Below are 16274 nucleotides of genomic sequence, written 5' to 3'. Positions count from 1 at the left end.
AACGAGCTACTTGTTATGACTCGAAAAAATTGGTGCATTCGCTTGAGTGTATTGGCTTTTGCTTCCTTAGTGCTAACATATACCTTTGTTGTCTCAGCACAATCTACTCCAAGTTCCTATTCAACATTTCGCAATCGTTTACGAAAACCGCCTGCGATAAAATATAGATTACCTCCAAAAGGCGCCCCAGGTCAGCGGACAGATGCGGGGTCAAGAAGTGCATGTGTACCTTTGAATGGTCGTCTTGTTGCTTTAGTTCCTCCTACAAACATTGGCTTCACTGTTGCAAAATATCCCACTTTTTGGTTTTATATACCTTATAAAGCAAACTCGGGTGCGTTTGGAAAATTCCAATTGCTCGACGAGGAAGATAATATTATTTATACAACAGATGTACTAAGTAATGTACAGGAAATTACTAATATTGATTTGCCGCGAAATGTAGCGTTAGAAGTTGGGAGACAATACCGATGGGTATTGTCGTTTTCTTGTGACTCATCAACACAAGCAAGCGTTTTCGTTCATGGATATGTGGAAAGAGTTGCGGTGACGCCTTCTTTGGAGCAACAATTAAACATGGCAACAACGCAGCGTGAGCGAATAGCAATATATGGTGAAAGTGGGTTGTGGTTTGATATGCTGACAGCTTTAATTACCGAAATTCGTAATCAACCAGAAGATACAGAGCTTAAACGGGACTGGCAAGATTTACTTCAATCACCCGAAGTTAATTTATATCAATTGGTAAAAGTAAAAGAGGAGAATTGTAAACTTGCTGAAGTATATCATGGCGCCTCTGACAGTATGTATCCTTGTCGCTAACTGCCCAACCATAGCTCAAACACCAGGTAACGAAAAAACAGACCCAAATATAGACCGTTTTCCGCAACCGCAACCAATACCCGAACCATTAACTCCCAACGACCAAACACCTATTATTCCAACTCCCCCACCGCTAGATATTCCCGAAGTCCGTAATGTTAATATTTCTATCCGTAAAGTTGAGGTTATAGGCAGTACAGTATTAACTCAGCAAGAAATTGCGACTATTACCAAACCTTTTATTGGAACTTTTACTTTTAAACAACTTATCGGTTTAGCCAATACTATTACTCAAACTTATTTAAATCGAGGTTATATCACTTCTAGGGCAGTTCTGGCAGACCAAACGATAACGGATGGTATTATTAAAATTATAGTTATTGAAGGCTCTTTAGAAAAAATCGAAGTTATTGGCGCTTCGAGATTAAATCCTAATTATATTCGTAGTCGTCTTAGTACAGACACACCTTTACGTGCGGATAAACTTGAGAACCAACTCAGACTACTCAAAGCTGACCCATTATTTACAAATATTGTCGCTAATCTTAAAGCTGGCGGTCAACTTGGTAAAAGTATTTTAACAGTTAAAGTTACCGAGGCAAATCCAATTAGTGGCTTTGCTAGTGTAGATAATTATTCACCCCCTGCTGTTGGTTCCGAACGAGTTGGAGGTATTCTTACCTACCGTAATTTAACTGGAATTGGTGATGAATTGAGTGCTTATTACTACCGTAGCACTGCTGGGGGTGCAAATTCATTTGACTTTGCCTATAGAGTCCCATTAAATGCCATGAACGGGACGCTTCAACTACGTTATGCTCCCAGTGATAGTAAAATTATTGAAGGTGATATTGCTTCGCTTAATATTACTGCCAATAGTAAATTATACGAAATCAACTACCGCCAGCCTTTGGTGAGAACTCCAGCTTCCGAGTTTGCTTTATCTTTAGGGTTTAGTGTTCAAGATGGACAAACTTTTCTTGATGGTGTTGGTGTAGGATTTGGAAATGGCGCCTCTGACCAAGGCAACAGTAAAACCAGAGTATTAAAATTTGGACAAGACTATATAAAACGCGATTTACAAGGAGCATGGGCAGTACAATCACAGTTTAGTTTGGGATTAGGGATTCTTGATGCCACGGTTAATTCTGATTCTACACCTGATGGACGTTTTTTTAGTTGGTTGGGTCAAGTTCAGCGGGTGCAACGGTTGAACCGGGATAATTTACTTATTGCTCAAGCCAATATACAGCTTACTCCTGATACGCTTTTATCTTCACAGCAATTTATAATTGGTGGTGGGTTATCATTACGAGGTTATCGACAAAACGCACGCGCGGGTGATAACGGTTTTCGTATATCGTTAGAAAACCGTATTGCTATTGAACGCAATAATCTTGGACAACCAAATTTACAACTGGCGCCATTTGTTGATGTCGGCGCCGTTTGGAATAATAATGACAGCAATGACGAAATTCTCGCTTCCACAGGGTTAGGATTAATATGGGAACCTCTACCTAGTATGCTGATAAAACTTGATTACGCGCTTCCACTGGTAAATCTAAAAGACAAAGGTAATAATGCTCAAGACCAAGGTTTAAATTTTAGTATCGGTTATAACTTTTAAATAAACCTTAAATAAACCCGCTTCAGAGCGTTTCTTCATACAAATTTTGCTTCTCCTTCATCAAGATTTTATGTGATGAATAAAACAGACGAAGCTAGAATAAACTTGCAAAAAGGAAAATCTTGATTCCCGACGCGCGTAAAAGTTGTCGAAAATCTAAGATATTAAATAAAGCTATGAATGAAAGTATGTATATATAACTATGTGTAAATCAAAACTACAGTATTTAAGCGTTATTAGTATATTAATTTCTACATCTATCTTTACAATTGGTAACAATATAGTTAGAGCAGAAATTATACCAGCAAACAACGATACAAATACAATTGTCAAGCCTGATAGTAAAAATGAGTCAGAACTTAATATAACAGGTGGTATCAAAGCAGGGGGTAATTTATTTCATAGCTTTGAAAAGTTTGGATTAAACGAAGGTCAAACGGCTAATTTTTTATCAAACCCATTAATTCAAAATATATTAACGCGCGTTAAAGGTGGTGATGCCTCGGTTATCAACGGCACAATTAAGGTTACAGGTGGTAATTCTAATTTTTACTTAATGAACCCAGCTGGTATTATATTTGGTGGGAGCGCCTATTTGAATGTGCCTGCGGCATTTACCGCAACAACTGCAAATGGAATTGGAATTGGAAATCAATGGTTTAATGCTACTGGTGTCAATAATTACGCTGATTTAGTAGAAAATCCGAATCAGTTTGGATTTACCATGAGTCAACCAGGAGTAATTGCGAATAACGGTTTTTTGTCAAGCAGTGGAAATATTGTATTGATAGGTGGTACAATTCTTAGCACAGGAGGAATTTCTTCTTGGGATGGCCAAGTTGTTGTTGCGTCTGTTTCTGGTGAACGAGTTGTAAGAATTACTCAAGCAGGACAAATCCTCGGTCTTGAAGTTCAACCACTATCAACATCCCCAAATTTACCGAATAATTGGTCTATACCGATTTTATCTTTACCACAGTTGCTAACGGGTGGAAATATTACCGACGCTTCAAATGTGACTATCGACGGAGATAAAGTAGTATTAACAGGTTCTGGAATACAGGTAAAAGAAGGAGATGTCATAACTAATTATGTGGGAGGTCAAAACATAACCCTTGCTGCTGCTGGCAATCAAATTAAAATAGAAGAGAAACAAGATTTTTCAATTAATAATTCCGGTGTCATAGAATCTTTACCAGACATTATTCTCACTCCCGAACCAATAGCGCAAAACCCAAATCTAACTCCTCCTCCTCCCCCCCATTAGTTCCTCCCACCGTAACACCAAAAGAAGGTAGCAATACAGGTCAGACTTCCGGTGTGATTGGGTCTTTGCCAGATATTATTACTACTCCCATACCAATAACGCAAAACCCAAGTACTCTAACACCCCCTCCATCACCAATTAATTCTATACCTTCAGTTAAAGAAACCAACAATTCCACAAATTCTCCAGTTACAGAAGTTAATAATTCCACCAACCCCTCTAGGTCTCCAGTAGAGACTCCAACTCCTTCTACAACACCAGTAAAAACAGAAGAGTTGAAAGTGAGTTCTTTACCTTCTTTATCATTATTACAGCTAACTAAACAGCCAGCTCCAAACGAGGAAACTACGTCAAAGGTTGAAATTGTAAAGCAGGAAGACAATTATAGAATCATTGCTACTAACCAAATATTCGAGCAAGGTGTTCAGTATTATCGGAACAATCAATTTACAAACGCGCGTTCTAATTGGCAGCAAGCACTCTTGTTTTACCAGGAAATTGGAGATAAAGCAGGGGAGGGAGCAACTTTAGGCGCTCTTGGTGGTGTACATTTATCTTTGCATGACTATAAAAAAGCTGCTGACTACTCGTCTAAGTTTTTGCTACTCGCACGTAAACAAGGAAATTTAAAGTCACAAGCACAAGCATTGGTAAATTTAGGAATAGCTAACAAAGCACTGGGACAATACAGCGAAGCACTTGGTAATTATAGAGAAGCTTTAGCAATTACTGGTCAAATTAACGCTCTTGAAATAAAAGTGCAGGTTTTAGGTAATTTAGGTAATGTTTATGAAACATTAGGTGATTATGATAATGCAGTTGATACTTACAACCGAAGTATTCAACTCGCGCGTCAATTAAAACTGCCTGGGGTTGAAGCTATAACGCTCGGTAATTTAGGCGCCGTTTATGCGAATTTAGCAGATTATAAAAAAGCTATTGCCAGCTATCAGCAAAGTTTGCAAATCAGCAAAAACTTGAATCAACGTTACATTCAAGCTAGTACTTTGATTAACTTGGGTTCATTATACCACACGATGCAACCTTTGAATGCTCATATAGAAGAAGCTCAAAGTTATTACGAACAAGCACTGAAAATAGCTCGAACAACAGGTGATAAAAGAAGAGAAGCTGAAGCATTAGGGAATATAGGATTAGTTTATCAAGATTTGCGTGACTTCAACAAAGCTGTTGAATATCAAGAACAAAGCGTTGCCATTGCAAAACAATTAAAAGACCCTGTTATTAATGGTTTAACACTTAATAATTTAGGTCATACCTTATATCTTGCTGGTAAATTCAGCGATGCAGAACAAAAGCTGCGTAACGCCATCCAAATTTATGATAGTTTACGTACAGGACTCAATGACAGCTACAAAGTTTCGATCTTTGATACTCAAGCTTATACCTATAACCTTTTACAACAAATTTTAATTGCTGCCAAAAAACCACTTGCTGCTCTTGAAGCTTCCGAACAGTCGCGCGCGCGCGCATTTAGAGAATTACTTGCAAGTCGAGTCAATGACGGTAATAATAACATTGCATCTACAACAAATGTAACAGTCGAATCTAATAGTAGCTCAATAAATATAAGTAGAATTCAAAAAATAGCTCGTGAGCAGAACGCGACATTAGTAGAATACAGTATTGTTCATGATAACGACTTTAAAGCGCGCGGAAAACAGCAAGGTCGAGAGCAAGATTTACTTATATGGGTAGTAAAACCTACAGGAGAGGTATCATTTCGTCAAGTAGACTTGAAACCATTTTGGAGTAAAAACGCAACTCTTACAGACGCAATTCAAATTTCTCGGTGTTTAATTGCAGACCCCTTTGGTGACTGTGGAAAACAGATGCAGGCAATTCGTGCCTTTAAACACAATAATATATCAACATCAACATCAACATCAACATCAAACAAAAACTCAAAAAGTCAAGACTACAGACAAATATTACACCAATTTTTAATTGAACCGATTGCCAACCTTTTACCGAGTAACCCTGAAGAGAATGTAATTTTTATACCTCAAGGTTCACTGTTTTTAGTACCCTTTCCTGCGCTCCAAGACAAAGACGGTAAATACTTAATCGAAAAACACACTATTCGTACCGCTCCTTCGATTCAGGTATTAGATTTAACCAACTCTTTAAAAATCAAGAGAAAATCAGAGAATGACCTTTCCAAGAATACTGTAAAATCATCACTAATAGTCGGCAATCCAACAATGCCAAAGATATCCTTGGAACCAGGAAAACCGTTAGAGCAGTTACCAGAATTACCGGAAGCACAGCAGGAAAGTATGGATATTGCCAAGATATTGAATACTACAGCAATTTTAGGCGCCGACGCAACAAAAGCAAATATAGTCAGTAAAATGTCAAATGCCAGATTTGTACATTTAGCAACGCATGGTTTGTTAGAGTATGGTACATCAAATGGTAGAGTTTCCTTACAGGGATTAGGAATACCCGGTGCAATTGCCCTTGCTCCATCAAACGACGATGACGGTTTACTAACAGCAAACGAAATTATTAATTTACGTCTCAATGCGGAACTCGTTGTGTTAAGTGCATGTAGAACAGGAGAAGGAAGAATATCTGGAGACGGAGTAATTGGACTATCTCGTTCGTTTATTTCCGCAGGAGTTGAAAGCGTGATAGTATCGCTATGGAACGTGCGGGATGTCCAAACAGCCAAGTTAATGAAATATTTTTACCAAGCACTTGACAAAAATCACAATAAAGCTTATGCATTACGTCAAGCAATGTTAGCAACAATGAAAGAAGACAAAGAACCATTATATTGGGCAGCATTTACCTTAATTGGAGAATAAAAACAAATCAAAAATCCAAAATCGTATGACTTCTGAATTATTTGAAGAATACTTACGCTTTCCACCAAAAACAAAAATTGAACTTGTTGATCAAAAGTTGATTATTGGTAAAAGTTTATCTAGTATTCGTTTACTATTCAATCAAATTTTACGAAGTTGGGGAGCTATTTCTGCCGTTGCTTTGGCGCCAGAACACCTTTGGTGGCAAGCGTTAACTCTCGCATTTGGGGCGCAAGAAGTAGTACTTAATACAATAGATACTTCAACAATACGTAATTGGGCATCTGAAATTGAAATTGAGTAGGGTGCGTGACGCTACCAAAATTTTGAAACGAAGAGCAAGTCTAATAGCGTCACGCACCTTTTGTTTGCTCGCGTATTTTAACAGCCTTTTGAAATGCTGCCAATGATTCGTGGTATAATTTTAACTTCGTCAAAACGATGCTGCATTGATACCAAGCATCACCATAATCAGGTTGAATTTCAATTGCACGTCGATAAGAAGTCAATGCGTCTTGAATTCTATCTAAATGTAAAAGAGCATCTCCACGATGTCTCCAAGTTTCAGCATACTTAGGGTGAATATGAATTGCTTGGTTATAAGACTCAATTGCTCCTTCATAGTCTTCTAAATTGAGCAATAAGCTACCGCGCGAATACCAAGACTGCCAGTGTTTAGAGTTACACTTAATAGCTTCCTCATAATCTAAAATAGCTTCTTCGTAGCGCTGCAAATTCCATAAGGCGCCTGCGCGAGAATGCCAAGCTTCATGAAAATCAGCTTTAAGAGCTATTGATTGGTCATAAGAAATCATCGCAGCCTCATTTTTTCCCAAACACTCAAGCGAGATACCCCGAATCCACCAGGTATAATAATCATTACGGTAGCGCAAAAGTGCTTGGTCATAAGATGATATTGCGTTACTGTAAAGCTGTGAAGCTGCCAACGCTAAACCACGAAACTTCCAAGGTGCAGCACTTGATGGTTGAATTTTGATAGCTTGATTGTAAGCCAAAACCGCTTCTGTCGGGCGCCCTAAATATCTCAACGCTTGACCTCGACCAAACCAACCCATGAAGTGACTACTATTGTGGGCAATTACTTGGTCAAAACATTCGAGAGCATCTCCAAAGCGTTGAAAATGACCCAAGATAAAACCTATACTTATTAAAGCATCAAAAAAATCAGGTTGAATTTGTAGTGCTTTTTGGTAAAACTCTAAAGCTTCTTCAAATTCTTGCTTCTCATAAAACTCATTACCAACCTCAAACCAATCTTCAGCAGTCACCAATGACTTTTTGTAAGTATTGTTAATTGTAGCTACCTGTGTATAATTCATATTTTTTGTATAAATGGCGACAAGTATAATTAAAATAAGAGCGAAAGCAAATTGCCCACACATTACTTAATACGTTTGAGCGCGCGTCACTTATGCAATTTAATTTTTCCCCATTGGGTCTAATTGGGTAGATTAAAAACAGTAATGTAATTCTTACCTAGGTAATCAGTTTTACTTATATTGTGGAATCCTATTTAATCCGTGTTGGTGTTTGTGATGGGTTTTGGAAAATGACAGGCAACCATGTACAAGTAGGATATTCACTTTCTAATCCTTGTAATTTCTCTCTTGCTTCTCTTACCGACATATATAAACTCTTCTCACTAAAAAACTCAGTGAGAAAGTTTTTTAAGAATTCTTGTGCGACTTTATCCGGAACAGGTTCGCGCATTACTATCATTTGAGGTATATTTAACTCAGCTAAGTTTAACGCTAATCCTAATCCATCACAAGAGTTAAATATTGCTAACTTCAACCCCTGTTGAATAGCTTTTCTTAATGCATTCTTTAATTGAGCTATACTCAACGTTTCGTTTTTATTTATATTGATTTGACCTATTTCCTGTTTAGTATAACTATGTCCTGCAAAAAACAAGATATCCCAAGGTTGCTCCCATAGTTCATCGTTGATTTGTTTCCGTAATGGCTCAACTAAAAATGTTACTTCGCTGTTCGGTAGTTGTTCGAGAATTTTTCGATCTTGATTAACATCTATTCCTGTGCTGTCTCCTAATATTGCCAATATTTTAACACGACTATTTACAATTGGCGCCGCCTCTATCCTATTATATGCAGCGGTATATATTGCTAACTCCGCATTTCTGTACGTATCAAAAAAGTTCCACTGTTGAAAAGGTAATTTTAATAAAGTGCGGTTTTCGGTTTGCAGAATAACACGTATTATTTCTGATGGGTTTAATTGTTCGAGCAGTTTTTCTTTGATAGGTCGGAATGACTCTGAGTTATTCAACCAGTGATTTAAATATTGTTTAAAGTGTTTTGCTGATGTTTCGCATTCCTGTAAATAGTCGTTACGACTAATATTTGTTGTTTGCATCTCAGGTATTTCTAACCGCGCGCTTGAAAGTAAGGTACGATAGTAAGCTGATTGCCATTGACTATATAATATCTCTAACTGCGGCGCCGTTGGTAGTCTTGCTGTACATTCAACATTGGGAGTTTCACCCTCGTTTGAAATTTGCAGCGTTACAGGAATGTCACTTAACTTATTAGTGTCTCCAATTTTGAGTACTACTAGTTTACCCTGTAATTCTGACTTTGATGCAGGCGCCACTATCATTTGCATCAAGTTCTTTAAATCGGCTTGGTGTTGACGGTATAATTCTATTTGTTCGTCTTTACTTTGTAGTTGAGCTTGATATTTCGCTTCGATTGCTTGCAGTGCTACCTGATAACTTTGCGTAAAATCACTGTGAATCTTTGTTTTATTCGCTTCTTCTGTGACTTCAACTTTGACTACTACTACGGAGTCCCCTTTATTCTCTATACTCCTTATCGCTAACTGAGTTTCCCGATTTGCTGCCTTTACATCTACCAATGCACTATATAATGCTTGTAAATCTAACCCGTTTTGAAAGATTAAATCAACTGTATTAATAAATACCTGGAATAATTTAGTAAATTCTCCGGGTGCAAATACTCCACTACTGGGACGACGTTCATTTTGTTGGTTTAATAAATATACATAATCACATATTACTTCTTCTAACTGTGTGGTACTATCTATATTCCAAGCTTCCAAACATGCTGCGGTGAGTCTTGCGTGTTGAAAGTTTGTGTTTATCGCTTGTGCTTTGGTAAAATTGGCTCGTTCCAAAATAGCGTCCACGAACGTTGAAGAACTCACATCTGCTTCCGTAAAGTTCGCTTCACTCAAATCGGCGCCTGCTAAATTGCCACCTTTAATGTTGCATCCAATGTATGATTGTTTAACACCACGCTTTTTGACCAATAATTCCCGCACTTTCGGATTTGTTAAAATTGTATTGCCAACTCTCGCACAATCCAGCTTTTGGGCAAGATGAAAGTTTGTATGAATAAGAGTCGCATTACTAAAGTCGCAGTGTTTAAGAACGCTTTGCTGAAAGTTGCTATTGGTCAAATTGGCATTGATAAAACTTGTACCACGAATCGAAGCTAAATTTACAGCTATGGTACGAAAGAATAAAAACTTCTCTTCGTTATTAAAAACTTGTCTTGCTAAATAACTACCTAAAAATGTTCCAGTTGACGCTGTACATATTCCCACACTAATGGAACTGACAAATGCACTATTATTATTGGTAATCAAAGCACCTAACCCTACTCCCCCAATTCCACCCACTATTACAGCAAATATAGCTATAATTACACCCAAAGTACGGGTTAATATTATCGTCATTGTAAACGAAACAGCCATCACTAAACCAAAAGCCACATTTACAGCAACCAAAACCCCAGCTACCGAACCAGCTATTACTCCATCAATAGCACTAATAGCAGCTATCGCTATTGCTACAGCACCAACTACAGCTGAAGCACCCAATGCAACTTCGAGTGTTTGATAATTACTCAACACACAAAAAACCATCAGCGTTACTAAGGCAATAGCACCCGCAACGAAAGTAAACTTTAATCCTTCCTGAACAGCAAAGTAAATAAAATCTGTGGCAATAACTCCCGAAAACGCTGCCGCAAATCCGCAAATTCCCGATAAGATTAAAGCTACTCCTGTCAAGAGCAGATTTTGGTAACTTCCCAACCCTGCTTTTGCATGACTAAAATTGGCGCCAATCAGTGTAGTTTCGCTAAAGTCGGCGCCGCGTATGTCACAATTACTAAAGTTGGCACCTCTTAAATTGGCGCCACGAAACGAACGACCACGAAGGTCTTGGTATGCAAAGTCTATAGAATTCTCCATCCCCTCGCTTCATCAAAACTTCACAATTGTAGCTTAACGAGTTTGCCAAGTTTAAACAATACTCCCTGTGGGTAAATTAATTTGCTCTTACTGTTATTTGCGTCTATATCATGGGCAACCTGAAATTAGTGATAGATGAAAACGAGCGGGTATTATTATATGTTGAAGGTTGTTATCGGTCATAGTGAAGACCCAGATTCAATTAGTGCTGTTGAGGAAGTTTTAGAGCAGTGTTGTCAAGATTTGATGGGTATGGTGCCTTCTGCGGGTATACTATTTGCAGCCATAGATTTTGACCATGCTGTAATTCTCAAGGAAATATCGCACGTGTTTCCGGGAATTGAGTTGATTGGTTGCACTACAGATGGTGAAATGTCTTCTAAAATGGGGTTTGGGCAAGACTCTTTAGTACTAACGCTTTTTTGTTCTGATACTGTGGAAATTTACACGGGTGTAGGATATGAAGCGAGTTGTGACCCTTTGAATGCTGCAAAACAAGCTGTACACCAAGCAACTAAGAAAAGTACTACTGATATTAAGTTTTGTATTGCTCTACCAGCTAGCTATACTGAAAGTGGCGCCACTACAGATGGAGAGATGCTACTCAAGGGGTTAGAGTTAGCTTTCTCGTCACCAGTTCCTGTTATTGGTGGAACCGCAGGAGACCAATATCGGTTTAAAGCTACTTATCAGTTTTTTGGAAATCAGGTTTTAACAGATTCACTACCAATTCTGACTTTTGGTGGCAATGTTTTATTTTCTCACGGAATTGCTTGTGGATGGCGCCCACTGGGACGCAGAAGTATGATCACGAAAGCTGAGGGAAATATACTTTACGAAGTAGACGGTATAACTGCTGTTAAATTTTATCAGCGTTATATAGGCAATCGTCAACCGACTGCTGAAAATCCACTCGCTGTGTACGAAGGTGATAGTGAGCGCTATTATATGCGAGTACCCAACACTTGTAACAGTGATGGTAGTATCAATTTTTTAGCAAATATACCATCCCAAGCAAGTGTTCGAGTTACCAATAACAGTCGAGATGAGATAGTTAATGCATCCTTAGCTTCATTTCAAACTGCTTTACAAAATTATCCAGGCAACAAGCTGGATGCTGTGCTAGTATTTTCTTGCTGTTGTCGTCGTTGGCTTTTGGGTACAAGGTCAAAGGAAGAATACGAACTGATTAAAAATGCACTTCCTTATCAGGCGCCAATAAGTGGATTTTATACTTATGGTGAATTTGCACCCTTAGAACCGCAAGGTGCTAATTATTTCCACCAAGAAACCTTTATAACTCTACTGATGGGGACAGAGTAGAGGTTATGGATGTGGATAAATTAAGTAACTTAGATAATCTAGATAATCTAGATAACGAGAGCAAAATTAAACAATTAGAAAAGAGCGTTCGGATTTTACAAAAAAAATTAGAACGCTCCGAAACTGACCGTAAAAATTTAGAGGTAGCTAGCGAACTAAAAGAATCACTTCTTCAAAGCGTAATACAAGAGTTTGAAGAATCACAACTTGCGCTATTATCACGCACTGTTGAATTAGAAACAGCGCTCAAAAATCTCAAAGCACTACAAGTTAAACTTATCGAGTCTGAAAAAATGTCCGCATTAGGAGTTTTAGTTGCTGGAGTTGCTCACGAAATAAATAACCCTGTTAATTTCATTTATGCTAATTTAGAGCATGTTAGTAATTATTTTCAAGATATCTTAAATTTATTAAATTTATATAAGCATTATTATCCGACACCTGTACCTGCTATTCAAGAGCAAATTCAAGCCATTGAGCTTGATTATATTACCGAAGATTCGCAAAAAATATTTGGTTCTATGAATATGGGTGTGGAGCGAATTAAAGGAATTGTTAAATCATTGCGGACATTTTCTCGACTCGACGAAGCTGAGTTTAAAAAAGCTGATATTCATTCAGGTATTGATAGCACTTTATTAATATTAAATAATCGTCTCAAACCTTCATCACGCTTCCATCAAGGTATTAAAGTTGTTCTTAATTATGGAGTATTACCTCAACTAGAATGTTATCCAGGTCAGTTAAATCAGGTATTCATGAATATTATTGTGAATGCTATTGACGCTTTGGAAGAGGCCGCAATAAAATATTCATTACTTCCTGTAATTACAATTAAGACAGAAGTGGTTGATGAGAAGTGGGCTGTAATTCGTATTAAAGATAATGGTATTGGTATTACTAATAAAGTTCAGTCACAGTTATTCAATCCCTTCTTTACTACTAAGGATGTTGGGAAAGGTACTGGTTTGGGATTATCAATTAGCTATCAAATTATTACTGAATTACATCGGGGAAAATTAGAGTGTTTCTCTACACCCGGAAATGGCACCGAATTTATGATTACTATTCCTGTAAGGCAAGGAAATAATACGTAGGTTAGGTGTCTAGCCTGACCTACTCATATTTTATTTTACCACAGAGACCACGAGAGTTCACAGAGAGGAAAGAGAAGTTTTATATTGATGGCACCACGTTAGATAATAAAATCTTCAATAATCTCTGCTTCTCCTAATGTGACTTTGACGCTGAAGGGTTCTCCAATTTCTCCACTGAATTTTAACTGTATAAATACATCGGCAAGTTGTGTGGTTACTTTTCTGAGTATTTTACCTGTTGTATCGAGTAATGTTAGTTTCAATTCAGGTGGTAAATATATTTCTCTTCCGGTGGGATATACTTGTAGGAGTATCCCAAATCGCTGGTTGATTTTGGGAATTAATGCAACTGCTAATGCAACTCCTTCTCCTGCTAACTGTATTCCTAAGTCGATTAGTTTGACTCGTCGGACTCCCACTGCTGGGTTTCCTGGATCAATTTGCCACAAACTCTCGACTGCTGTCCACAACGTTTCGTCATCTTGGGTGGTTTGTAATAGATTAATTAGCGTCTCAATTGCACTTTGATTTCCTTTTCCTATTTCACCCAGTCTTTTTGCAATACTGCGTTTTTGATGTTCATCGCTCAAAAGCGATAATTGTTTTACCAGCGTGGAAATTTCGTTAACTGGTATTGTGCATTCACGGTTAATGCTGCGAGTCGCAATTGCCATTTCTGGTAATTTGGTCGGAATTTGCCACTCTGCTTGATGTACACTTTGTAACCAATGGTTAAGAGTTATTGGTGTTTTCAACGTAGTTGGTGTTAATTCAATAATGTTTTGAGATGTGGTATCCATCAAGTCTTGCTCGGTTTTAACTACTTGATTCAATACTTCCACTATTTGAATTATACTGTGTTCATTATTACGTAGTAAAGTAGCTGGTGTACTTAATATCTGACTTTTGGTTTGTTCAGTATGGTGAAAGGCTTTGAGGATATCATTATGTATAACTGTTTGGCTGCCTATTTTGAGTCCCAAGCTTTGAATTTCAAGGTTTGTTGGTGATTTTTTCAGGTTATGAAAAGAATCTCCAACGTTTAATAGTGTTTCATATACTTGATATGATACGCGGGCGCCTGTTGGGTTACGTAAATCGGATGTTAATATGGGGAAAACTAACCAAGTTTCTGCGAGTAAATCCTGTTTTAATCCAGAAAGGGTAGTGGGAATCAATAAATCAACTTCACTTAGAAAATTTGTTTCTTCCGATAATAACATTACAGAAACAATCGGTAATTCTACTAGTTCTGTTTCTGTAATAATCATTACATATTTTGGCACCTGATGAGTATGATGATAGGAGATGGGTACTTGCTTGGTGTTAAGTTCCCAAATCTGACCAGGTAATGGTTCTAAGTGTCGGTCGTTACGCATAATAAGTTAGTTTAAAAACGCTCTGGGGGTATGGTGGGTACTATTTAAATGGGTGCGTGCGTTATTAAAGATAACGTTCGACAACGCTTTTATATACAAAATTCAACTTTATTTATCACCAAGTACTTCGAGTACGGCGCCGCAATTGTTTTTGATTCGGCTTTGCAGTAGAATTAGGTGGTAGTAGTCCTAACTCAACAACTACACGCAGCGCTAACTCTTTACGTCGTCGAGAAATCTCTGGTTGAGTAACCCCAAGTTCGGAAGCTAGCTGTGTTTGCTTTGTTCCTTGAACTAGTCCCTGCCAAAGTTTCATATACTCACGTTCAGGATAACGCTCATCTAGTTTTTTAACAGCTTTGATTACTTGTAACGTAAAGTCCGCGCGTTCAACCGCATCGAAAGAACTAAATTCGTCAGAAATATTATCTAATATAGATATATTGGTTCCCGGAACCAATGAATCTAAACTTTGACACTGTTTACGACACTCAGATCGCACAAAGTCTATTATCTCGTAACGCGCGACAACTGTAGCCCAGCGTGCAAAGTCTTCTACACCTCCATGACGGAACCTACCCGCTTTTACCGCTTCTAAAACCTTGATATAACCAGTTTGCACCGCATCTTCCCAGTTGACCGAAGTACCATTTACATACTTCTTAGCGATTTTTTCAATAATGCGACGGTGCTTTAAATCGAGTAACAGATAATCATGCGAATATGATGATGGGTTGACTAACATACAGATGCGTCCTTTTTCAAAGTTCTGCTATATAAATTCCAGTTCTATATTGCGGACGCAACGCTACACAAAGCACCCGCAGTCTTTAAAGTCGTTTAATAAACAGCTTAATTTACCTTTACTATGTTAGATTTACTACTAGTGCCAAAAAATTAATTGGCACTGTATAAGGGGTAAGGAATAAGGGTTTACAAAGCTCCTTACACGTGCCAGATTTGTAAGTGGCACTTTTGATATAGACCCAATTTAAAAAACCAGGTTTCCGATAAACCTGGTTTTTTGTACTTGTTTATTCATAATAATTATTGGTATTTTTTATGACCTTGATAACATCAGTATTAATATATTTCCAAGCTAAATTCAATTATACCAACTTCTCTACGGTCAGGAATACCAGTTTTTGGTGGCGCCGTCTTGCTTAAATATTGACTGATAATAGTTGAGTTAGATGACTGATAATCATATAAAACTTTTGTACTGAATAAACTAGTAATAATTAGTACTATTAATATTGTAATTTTACTCATATAGTTTGTGCTTTAACTTGCTCGCACTAATCTATATGGTGAAAAGTTTGAAAGTATGCAGCTTGGCAACGGATGTAACGGATGTGATGACGAGATTATTCCAATGTAAATATAAAGTTATAGTAACGTAGTTTGCTTTTGTAGACTGGATGTTAACATTGCCACCGAACCTAGAAGCAGAGTTTAAACTTGAATTAGAACAACTGGAGGTTAGACGTAATATGAAGTATGTAACGAGTATCGAGCGGTTGGCCAAGGATGAAGGTAGAAAGGAACAAGCATTATTGTTGCTAACTCGTTCATATATATAGCAATCCGCGCATCATTTGTAAAATTCCCTACGGGAAAGGTATATTTTTTACAATTCATGTACGCATTGCTATATTTTGTGTC

At 37.7% G+C, this 16274-nt stretch carries 13 protein-coding genes; 8 read left to right on the top strand and 5 right to left on the bottom strand.

The features are described 5' to 3' along the window. Positions 1-15: 15 nt before the first annotated feature. From AC2JBO_RS04760 to AC2JBO_RS04740, 5 genes are all read left to right on the top strand, one after another. Positions 16-822 (top strand): DUF928 domain-containing protein, encoded by an 807-nt coding sequence (locus AC2JBO_RS04760; protein ID WP_496952482.1) that lies wholly within the window; start codon positions 16-18, stop codon positions 820-822. After that, positions 773-2449 carry a ShlB/FhaC/HecB family hemolysin secretion/activation protein gene (locus tag AC2JBO_RS04755; RefSeq protein WP_496952481.1) on the top strand — a complete coding sequence of 559 codons (1677 nt, stop codon included), beginning with the start codon at positions 773-775 and terminating at the stop codon, positions 2447-2449. Before AC2JBO_RS04760 ends, AC2JBO_RS04755 begins: the two co-directional genes overlap by 50 nt. A gap of 202 nt (positions 2450-2651) precedes the next feature. After that, positions 2652-3716 (top strand): two-partner secretion domain-containing protein, encoded by a 1065-nt coding sequence (locus tag AC2JBO_RS04750; protein WP_496952480.1) that lies wholly within the window; start codon positions 2652-2654, stop codon positions 3714-3716. Positions 3717-3769: 53 nt separating this feature from the next. Further along, entirely contained in the window at positions 3770-6550 is a 2781-nt protein-coding gene (locus AC2JBO_RS04745) for a CHAT domain-containing protein (protein ID WP_496952479.1), read from the top strand. A 25-nt stretch (positions 6551-6575) separates the two neighbouring features. Continuing rightward, positions 6576-6854: a hypothetical protein gene (locus tag AC2JBO_RS04740; RefSeq protein ID WP_496952478.1), complete on the top strand. Its 279-nt coding sequence runs from the start codon at positions 6576-6578 to the stop codon at positions 6852-6854. A gap of 49 nt (positions 6855-6903) precedes the next feature. On the opposite strand, the gene AC2JBO_RS04735 is transcribed toward AC2JBO_RS04740, so the two are convergent. Both AC2JBO_RS04735 and AC2JBO_RS04730 read right to left on the bottom strand, forming a co-directional pair. Beyond that, complete coding sequence (locus tag AC2JBO_RS04735) at positions 6904-7890, bottom strand: tetratricopeptide repeat protein (RefSeq protein ID WP_496952477.1); 987 nt, start codon at positions 7888-7890, stop codon at positions 6904-6906. A gap of 190 nt (positions 7891-8080) precedes the next feature. After that, positions 8081-10810, bottom strand: a complete 2730-nt coding sequence (locus tag AC2JBO_RS04730; protein ID WP_496952476.1) for a pentapeptide repeat-containing protein — start codon at positions 10808-10810, stop codon at positions 8081-8083. Between the two features lie 159 nt (positions 10811-10969). Between AC2JBO_RS04730 and AC2JBO_RS04725 the strand changes: the two genes are divergently transcribed. After that, positions 10970-12133 (top strand): FIST signal transduction protein, encoded by a 1164-nt coding sequence (locus AC2JBO_RS04725; RefSeq protein WP_496952475.1) that lies wholly within the window; start codon positions 10970-10972, stop codon positions 12131-12133. Positions 12134-12138: 5 nt separating this feature from the next. Then, entirely contained in the window at positions 12139-13230 is a 1092-nt protein-coding gene (locus AC2JBO_RS04720) for a sensor histidine kinase (protein WP_496952474.1), read from the top strand. 98 nt (positions 13231-13328) lie between these two features. Here the strand turns inward: AC2JBO_RS04720 and AC2JBO_RS04715 are convergent, their stop codons facing one another. From AC2JBO_RS04715 to AC2JBO_RS04705, 3 genes are all read right to left on the bottom strand, one after another. Continuing rightward, positions 13329-14609 carry a DUF1822 family protein gene (locus AC2JBO_RS04715; RefSeq protein WP_496952473.1) on the bottom strand — a complete coding sequence of 427 codons (1281 nt, stop codon included), beginning with the start codon at positions 14607-14609 and terminating at the stop codon, positions 13329-13331. Between the two features lie 115 nt (positions 14610-14724). Further along, positions 14725-15354, bottom strand: a complete 630-nt coding sequence (locus tag AC2JBO_RS04710; protein ID WP_496952472.1) for a sigma-70 family RNA polymerase sigma factor — start codon at positions 15352-15354, stop codon at positions 14725-14727. A gap of 338 nt (positions 15355-15692) precedes the next feature. Beyond that, positions 15693-15881, bottom strand: a complete 189-nt coding sequence (locus AC2JBO_RS04705; protein WP_496952471.1) for a hypothetical protein — start codon at positions 15879-15881, stop codon at positions 15693-15695. A gap of 149 nt (positions 15882-16030) precedes the next feature. On the opposite strand from AC2JBO_RS04705, the gene AC2JBO_RS04700 reads away from it, so the two are divergent. Beyond that, positions 16031-16192 (top strand): hypothetical protein, encoded by a 162-nt coding sequence (locus AC2JBO_RS04700; RefSeq protein ID WP_496952470.1) that lies wholly within the window; start codon positions 16031-16033, stop codon positions 16190-16192. Positions 16193-16274 lie beyond the last annotated feature (82 nt).

Source organism: Calothrix sp. CBUCES-K 9914 (genome assembly GCF_059640475.1).
This window is presented reverse-complemented; position numbering and strand designations above follow the sequence as displayed.